The organism is Ralstonia sp. ASV6 (genome assembly GCF_016429285.1).
Classification (GTDB): Bacteria; Pseudomonadota; Gammaproteobacteria; order Burkholderiales; family Burkholderiaceae; genus Ralstonia; species Ralstonia flaminis.
In genome coordinates, this window is the sequence record NZ_JAELUI010000227.1 from 1 (window position 1) to 5,560 (window position 5,560).

Consider the following 5,560-nt stretch of genomic DNA (forward strand, 5'->3'; position numbering starts at 1 on the left):
GTTCAGACCACGGAGTGCGTCGATCTTGTCGTACTCGATTTCGGGGAAAATGATCTGCTCTTTCACACCGATGTTGTAGTTGCCACGACCGTCGAACGCCTTACCCGACACACCGCGGAAGTCACGCACGCGCGGCAGCGACACCGTAATGAAGCGGTCCAGGAATTCGTACATGCGTTGGCCACGCAGCGTGACCATCGTGCCGATCGGGTAACCCTGGCGAATCTTGAAGCCGGCGATAGCCTTACGGGCCTTCGTCACGATGGGCTTCTGGCCAGCGATCTTGATCAGGTCGCCCGTGGCGTGCTCGATGACTTTCTTGTCATTGATGGCCTCGCCAAGACCCATGTTCAGGGTGATCTTGGTGATGCGCGGCACTTCCATCACGGACTTGTAACCGAACTGCTTGATCAGCTCGGGCACAACCTTCTCTTTGTAAAACTCTTGCAGACGTGCAGTCATGCTCAACTCCTCTCTATCGCCCAGAATCAAGCACCGACGGCAGCACCGGTGGTCTTCAGAACACGCGTTTTCACGCCGCCTTCAACCTTGATGCCGACGCGCGACGGCTTGCCATTGGCATCCACGAGCGCAACGTTCGAAATATGGATGGGCATGATCTTGTCGACCACACCACCCGTGGTACCCAGCATCGGGTTCGGACGCACGTGCTTCTTGGCGACGTTCACGCCTTCCACCGTCACGTGCTCAGCGAGCACCGACAGCACGGTACCCTGCTTACCCTTGTCCTTACCGGTGCGAACGATGACGCGATCGCCCTTGCGAATCTTGTTCATGCGGCCTCCGATTACAGCACTTCCGGCGCGAGCGACACGATCTTCATGAAGCGCTCGGTACGGAGTTCGCGAGTGACCGGCCCGAAGATACGGGTGCCGATCGGCTCAAGCTTGGTGTTCAGCAGCACGGCGGCATTGCCGTCGAACTTGATGAGCGAGCCGTCAGGACGGCGCACGCCCTTGGCGGTACGCACCACCACGGCATTGTAGATATCGCCCTTCTTCACGCGACCACGCGGAGCAGCATCCTTGACGCTGACCTTGATGATGTCGCCGACGCTGGCGTAGCGGCGCTTCGAACCGCCCAGCACCTTGATGCACATGACTTCACGCGCACCCGTGTTATCGGCCACTTCGAGCCGGCTTTCTGTCTGAATCATGGTGTTCTCGTCCCAACTTAATTCGCCCTTACGCACAATGCACAGAGGCGATCAGTCTTGGTCCCGCCGGCTGCTGGCATTGCGCCAACCGCGATTGGGTTGATCAACTTGAAGTCGGTAGCTGCCTGGCAGCGAGTGCCACCAGACCCATTCATTCTTCTCTTTGCCCGAGCCACCAACCGAACCGGCAGCAACCCTCTCAAAGGGAAAGACCGAGACTATATCACATAATCTCGGTCTTGCAACAGCAAACTACTCAGCTGTTGTTTTAGATCACGCGTGCAGCTTCAAGCAGGCGCGACACCACCCACGACTTGGTGCGCGAGATCGGACGCGATTCCGTGATCTCAACCTTGTCGCCTTCGTTGTACTGGTTGGCTTCGTCATGCGCATGGTACTTCTTCGAGCGCACTACGTACTTGCCGTACAGCGGATGCTTGACGCGGTTTTCGACCAGGACCGTCACGGTCTTGTCCATCTTGTTGCTGACAACGCGACCGACGAGCGTGCGCTTCAGGGACGTTGCTGCTTCAGTCATTTCTGGTTCCCCTTCTGGCCCAGCACGGTGCGGACACGCGCGATGTCACGACGCACCTTCTTCAGCTGGCTGGTGTTCTGCAGCTGTTGCGTCGCCTTTTGCATGCGCAGGCCAAATTGAGCCTTCAGCAGCTCGGAGAGCTCCTGGTTCAGCCCTGCGACATCTTTGTCGCGCAGTTCGGATGCTTTCATGGTGTGTGCTCCTTACGTTCCGACCTGACGCACCACGAAGCTGGTCGCGATCGGCAGCTTGGCAGCAGCCAGGCGGAAAGCCTCGCGTGCCAGTTCTTCGCCGACGCCGTCCATTTCGTACAGCATCTTGCCCGGCTGAATTTCAGCCACGTAGTATTCCGGGTTGCCCTTACCGTTACCCATACGGACTTCGGCAGGCTTCTTCGAGATCGGCTTGTCCGGGAAAATCCGGATCCAGATACGGCCGCCACGCTTGATGTGACGGGTCATCGCACGACGGGCGGACTCGATCTGACGGGCGGTCAGACGGCCACGGCCCATCGCCTTCAGGCCGAATTCGCCGAACGAAACCGCGTTACCGCGCGTGGCGATACCGGTGTTACGGCCCTTCTGCTCCTTGCGGTACTTCCTGCGCTTAGGTTGCAGCATGTTTATTCTCCAGTCTTGGCGTCGGCGCCACCGCTACGGCGGGGAGCACCTGCACCAGCACCGCGGCGCTGACCGGACGGGCGACCTTCGCCCTCACGGCGGCGACCTTCCGGGCGACCCGGACGGCGGCGGCGCTCGTCTTCCTTCGGCTCTTCCACGACGGGCGCATCGTTGCGACCCAGGTGGTCGCCCTTGTACACCCACACCTTGACACCGATGATGCCGTAGGTGGTTTCCGCTTCGGAGAAGCCGTAATCGATATCAGCGCGCAGCGTGTGCAGGGGCACACGGCCTTCGCGGTACCACTCGGTACGGGCGATTTCGATGCCATTCAGACGGCCCGAGCTCATGATCTTGATGCCCTGGGCACCCAGACGCATTGCGTTCTGCATCGCACGCTTCATGGCGCGGCGGAACATGATGCGGCGCTCGAGCTGCTGCGTGATCGAATCGGCGATCAGCTGTGCATCGACTTCCGGCTTGCGGATTTCTTCGATGTTCACGTGCACGGGCACGCCCATGCGACGCTGCAGTTCAGCCTTCAGCAGTTCGATGTCCTCGCCCTTCTTGCCGATCACCACGCCCGGACGCGAGCTGTAAATGGTGATACGTGCATTCTTGGCCGGACGCTCGATGACCACTCGGCCCACCGAAGCGTTCTTCAGCTTCTTCTTCAGAAACTCGCGAACTTCGATGTCTTCCTTGAGCATGCCCGCAAACTGGGTGTTGTTCGCGTACCAACGCGAAGCCCAGTTACGGCTGACAGCCAGACGGAAGCCAGTCGGATGAATCTTCTGTCCCATCGTGACCCCTTAGTTGCCCAGCGTCACAGTGATGTGACAGGTTTGTTTCTCGATGCGGTTGCCACGGCCCTTCGCACGCGCGGTGAAGCGCTTGAGCGACGTTGCCTTGTCGATGTAGATCGACTTGACCTTCAGCTCGTCGATATCGGCGCCTTCGTTGTGCTCCGCGTTCGCGATGGCGGATTCAACCACCTTCTTCACAATGCCAGCCGCCTTCTTCGGGCTGAACGTCAGAACGTTGAGCGCGCGCTCGATCGGCAGACCACGGATCTGGTCAGCAACCAGACGCGTCTTCTGTGCGGAGATACGGGCGCCGCGATGAATCGCTTTAACTTCCATGATTGCCCCTTATCGCTTCGCTTTCTTGTCGGCAGCGTGGCCCTTGAACGTACGCGTGAGCGCAAATTCACCGAGCTTGTGGCCAACCATGTTTTCCGTGACATACACGGGCACGTGCTGACGGCCGTTGTGAACGGCGATCGTCAAGCCGATGAAGTCCGGCAGAATGGTCGAACGACGCGACCAGGTCTTAATGGGCTTCTTGTCCTTCGTTTGCACTGCCGCCTCAACCTTTTTCAGCAGGTGGGCGTCAATGAAAGGACCCTTTTTTACGGAACGAGTCATATCTAAGCTCCTACCTACCGATTAACGCTTGTGACGGCGCTGAACGATCATGCTGTCCGTGCGCTTGTTACGACGGGTGCGGTAGCCCTTGGTCGGCGTACCCCACGGGGACACCGGATCACGGCCAGCAGCAGTCTTACCTTCACCACCACCATGCGGGTGATCGACCGGGTTCATCACCACACCGCGAACGGTCGGGCGAATACCGCGCCAACGTGTTGCACCGGCCTTGCCGATCTGGCGCAGGCTGTGCTCTTCGTTGCCGACTTCACCGATGGTCGCGCGGCACTCGATGTGCACGCGGCGCACTTCACCCGAGCGCAGACGCACTTGAGCGTAGATGCCTTCGCGAGCCAGCAGCACGGCGGACGTACCAGCCGAACGGGCAACTTGAGCACCCTTGCCCGGCAGGATTTCCACGCAGTGGATCGTCGTACCGACCGGAATGTTGCGGATCGGCAGGTTGTTACCGGCCTTGATCGGCGCTTCCGAGCCGTTGGCGATAGCTTGGCCAACCACAGCGCCCTTCGGGGCGATGATGTAGCGGCGCTCGCCATCAGCGAACAGCACGAGCGCGATGTTGGCGCTACGGTTCGGGTCGTATTCCAGGCGTTCGATCTTGGCCGGGATACCGTCCTTATCGTTACGCTTGAAGTCGACGACGCGATAGTGATGCTTGTGACCACCGCCCTTATGGCGCGTGGTGATGTGGCCGTTGTTGTTACGACCCGACTTCTGGAATTGCTTTTCCAGCAGCGGAGCGTGCGGCGCACCCTTGTGAAGGTCGGGGTTGACGACCTTCACCATCGAGCGGCGGCCCGGCGATGTCGGCTTGGTCTTAACGAGTGCCATGATTACTTGGCCTCCGCTTCAAAATTGATTTCCTGGCCCGGCTTGAGCGAGACATAGGCCATCTTCACGTGGTTACGACGACCCATGAAGCGACCGAAGCGCTTTTGCTTGCCCTTGCGGTTCAGGATCTGGACGGCAGCGACTTCCACCTTGAACAGCAGTTCAACGGCAGCCTTCACCTCGATCTTGTTGGCGTCGGGAGCCACTTCGAACACGACCTGTTCGTTCTTCTCGGCCACCAGCGTTGCCTTTTCAGACACCACGGGCGCCAGCAGCACCTGCATCAGGCGATGGTCGTTCTTGGCAACTTGCGTCATTTCAGCAACTCCTCGATCTGCGCGACGGCACCCTTCGTCACGAGCACCTTCTTGTAGTGCACGAGCGACAGGGGGTCAGCGTGACGCGGCTCAACCACGAGCACGTGCGCCAGGTTGCGCGATGCCAGGAAGAGGTTTTCGTCCAGGTTATCGGTAATCACGAGCACCGAATCCAGGCCCATGGCGCCGAGCTTGTCGGCCAGCAGCTTGGTCTTGGGCGCTTCGACGGACAGGCTGTCAACGACGTTGATGCGACCTTCACGGGCAAGCTGCGAATAAATCGAGCGCATGCCGGCGCGGTACATCTTCTTGTTGACCTTCTGCGAGAAGTTTTCTTCCGGGCTATTCGGGAAGATACGACCACCCCCACGCCACAGCGGGGAGGAGCTCATACCTGCACGAGCGCGGCCCGTACCCTTTTGGCGCCACGGCTTCTTGGTCGTGTGCTTGACCTCTTCACGATCCTTCTGCTTACGGTTACCGCTGCGAGCGTTGGCCTGGTAAGCGACGACGATCTGGTGAACGAGGGCTTCGTTATAGTCACGACCGAACACTTCCGGCGAGGCAGCAACGCCAGCGCCGAGTTGACCGTTGTCCTGGAGCAGCTTCAGTTCCATGCGTTTGCTCCT

At 59.6% G+C, this 5,560-nt stretch carries 12 protein-coding genes; all 12 read right to left on the reverse strand.

Going from position 1 to position 5,560, the window contains the following annotated elements:
* The coding region (rplE, locus tag JHD73_RS26175) for a 50S ribosomal protein L5 (RefSeq protein ID WP_199033077.1) at positions 1 to 462 on the reverse strand (462 nt) is incomplete at its 3' end.
* A gap of 26 nt (positions 463 to 488) precedes the next feature.
* On the reverse strand, positions 489 to 797 hold the full coding sequence (gene rplX / locus JHD73_RS26180) for a 50S ribosomal protein L24 (protein ID WP_199033078.1): 309 nt from the start codon (positions 795 to 797) through the stop codon (positions 489 to 491).
* A gap of 11 nt (positions 798 to 808) precedes the next feature.
* Positions 809 to 1,177 (reverse strand): 50S ribosomal protein L14, encoded by a 369-nt coding sequence (gene rplN / locus JHD73_RS26185; RefSeq protein ID WP_003264129.1) that lies wholly within the window; start codon positions 1,175 to 1,177, stop codon positions 809 to 811.
* 268 nt (positions 1,178 to 1,445) lie between these two features.
* The gene (gene rpsQ, locus JHD73_RS26190) at positions 1,446 to 1,715 is read right to left on the reverse strand and encodes a 30S ribosomal protein S17 (protein ID WP_021197579.1); all 270 of its coding nucleotides are present in this window, start codon (positions 1,713 to 1,715) and stop codon (positions 1,446 to 1,448) included.
* Positions 1,712 to 1,906 carry a 50S ribosomal protein L29 gene (gene rpmC, locus JHD73_RS26195; RefSeq protein ID WP_004634481.1) on the reverse strand — a complete coding sequence of 65 codons (195 nt, stop codon included), beginning with the start codon at positions 1,904 to 1,906 and terminating at the stop codon, positions 1,712 to 1,714. The genes rpsQ and rpmC overlap by 4 nt, the downstream gene beginning before the upstream one ends.
* Positions 1,907 to 1,918: 12 nt before the next feature.
* On the reverse strand, positions 1,919 to 2,335 hold the full coding sequence (gene rplP / locus JHD73_RS26200) for a 50S ribosomal protein L16 (RefSeq protein ID WP_003264123.1): 417 nt from the start codon (positions 2,333 to 2,335) through the stop codon (positions 1,919 to 1,921).
* A 2-nt stretch (positions 2,336 to 2,337) separates the two neighbouring features.
* Positions 2,338 to 3,138, reverse strand: coding sequence for a 30S ribosomal protein S3 (gene rpsC, locus JHD73_RS26205; RefSeq protein WP_199033079.1), 801 nt, complete (start codon positions 3,136 to 3,138; stop codon positions 2,338 to 2,340).
* A 9-nt stretch (positions 3,139 to 3,147) separates the two neighbouring features.
* On the reverse strand, positions 3,148 to 3,477 hold the full coding sequence (rplV, locus tag JHD73_RS26210) for a 50S ribosomal protein L22 (RefSeq protein ID WP_003264117.1): 330 nt from the start codon (positions 3,475 to 3,477) through the stop codon (positions 3,148 to 3,150).
* A 9-nt stretch (positions 3,478 to 3,486) separates the two neighbouring features.
* Positions 3,487 to 3,762, reverse strand: coding sequence for a 30S ribosomal protein S19 (gene rpsS, locus JHD73_RS26215; protein WP_004634478.1), 276 nt, complete (start codon positions 3,760 to 3,762; stop codon positions 3,487 to 3,489).
* Between the two features lie 21 nt (positions 3,763 to 3,783).
* The gene (gene rplB, locus JHD73_RS26220) at positions 3,784 to 4,614 is read right to left on the reverse strand and encodes a 50S ribosomal protein L2 (RefSeq protein WP_199033080.1); all 831 of its coding nucleotides are present in this window, start codon (positions 4,612 to 4,614) and stop codon (positions 3,784 to 3,786) included.
* A gap of 2 nt (positions 4,615 to 4,616) precedes the next feature.
* A complete protein-coding gene (gene rplW / locus JHD73_RS26225) occupies positions 4,617 to 4,931 on the reverse strand; it encodes a 50S ribosomal protein L23 (RefSeq protein WP_021197583.1) in 315 nt (104 codons plus the stop codon).
* Positions 4,928 to 5,548, reverse strand: coding sequence for a 50S ribosomal protein L4 (rplD, locus tag JHD73_RS26230; protein ID WP_021197584.1), 621 nt, complete (start codon positions 5,546 to 5,548; stop codon positions 4,928 to 4,930). Before rplD ends, rplW begins: the two co-directional genes overlap by 4 nt.
* Positions 5,549 to 5,560: the final 12 nt, after the last annotated feature.

Excerpts from the sequence above, each read along its gene's own strand:
- rplX (WP_199033078.1), bottom strand. The coding sequence starts at position 797 with ATGAACAAGATTCGCAAGGGCGATCGCGTCATCGTTCGCACCGGTAAG.
- rplN (WP_003264129.1), bottom strand. The coding sequence starts at position 1,177 with ATGATTCAGACAGAAAGCCGGCTCGAAGTGGCCGATAACACGGGTGCG.
- rpsQ (WP_021197579.1), bottom strand. The coding sequence starts at position 1,715 with ATGACTGAAGCAGCAACGTCCCTGAAGCGCACGCTCGTCGGTCGCGTT.
- rpmC (WP_004634481.1), bottom strand. The coding sequence starts at position 1,906 with ATGAAAGCATCCGAACTGCGCGACAAAGATGTCGCAGGGCTGAACCAG.
- rplP (WP_003264123.1), bottom strand. The coding sequence starts at position 2,335 with ATGCTGCAACCTAAGCGCAGGAAGTACCGCAAGGAGCAGAAGGGCCGT.
- rpsC (WP_199033079.1), bottom strand. The coding sequence starts at position 3,138 with ATGGGACAGAAGATTCATCCGACTGGCTTCCGTCTGGCTGTCAGCCGT.
- rplV (WP_003264117.1), bottom strand. The coding sequence starts at position 3,477 with ATGGAAGTTAAAGCGATTCATCGCGGCGCCCGTATCTCCGCACAGAAG.
- rpsS (WP_004634478.1), bottom strand. The coding sequence starts at position 3,762 with ATGACTCGTTCCGTAAAAAAGGGTCCTTTCATTGACGCCCACCTGCTG.
- rplB (WP_199033080.1), bottom strand. The coding sequence starts at position 4,614 with ATGGCACTCGTTAAGACCAAGCCGACATCGCCGGGCCGCCGCTCGATG.
- rplW (WP_021197583.1), bottom strand. The coding sequence starts at position 4,931 with ATGACGCAAGTTGCCAAGAACGACCATCGCCTGATGCAGGTGCTGCTG.
- rplD (WP_021197584.1), bottom strand. The coding sequence starts at position 5,548 with ATGGAACTGAAGCTGCTCCAGGACAACGGTCAACTCGGCGCTGGCGTT.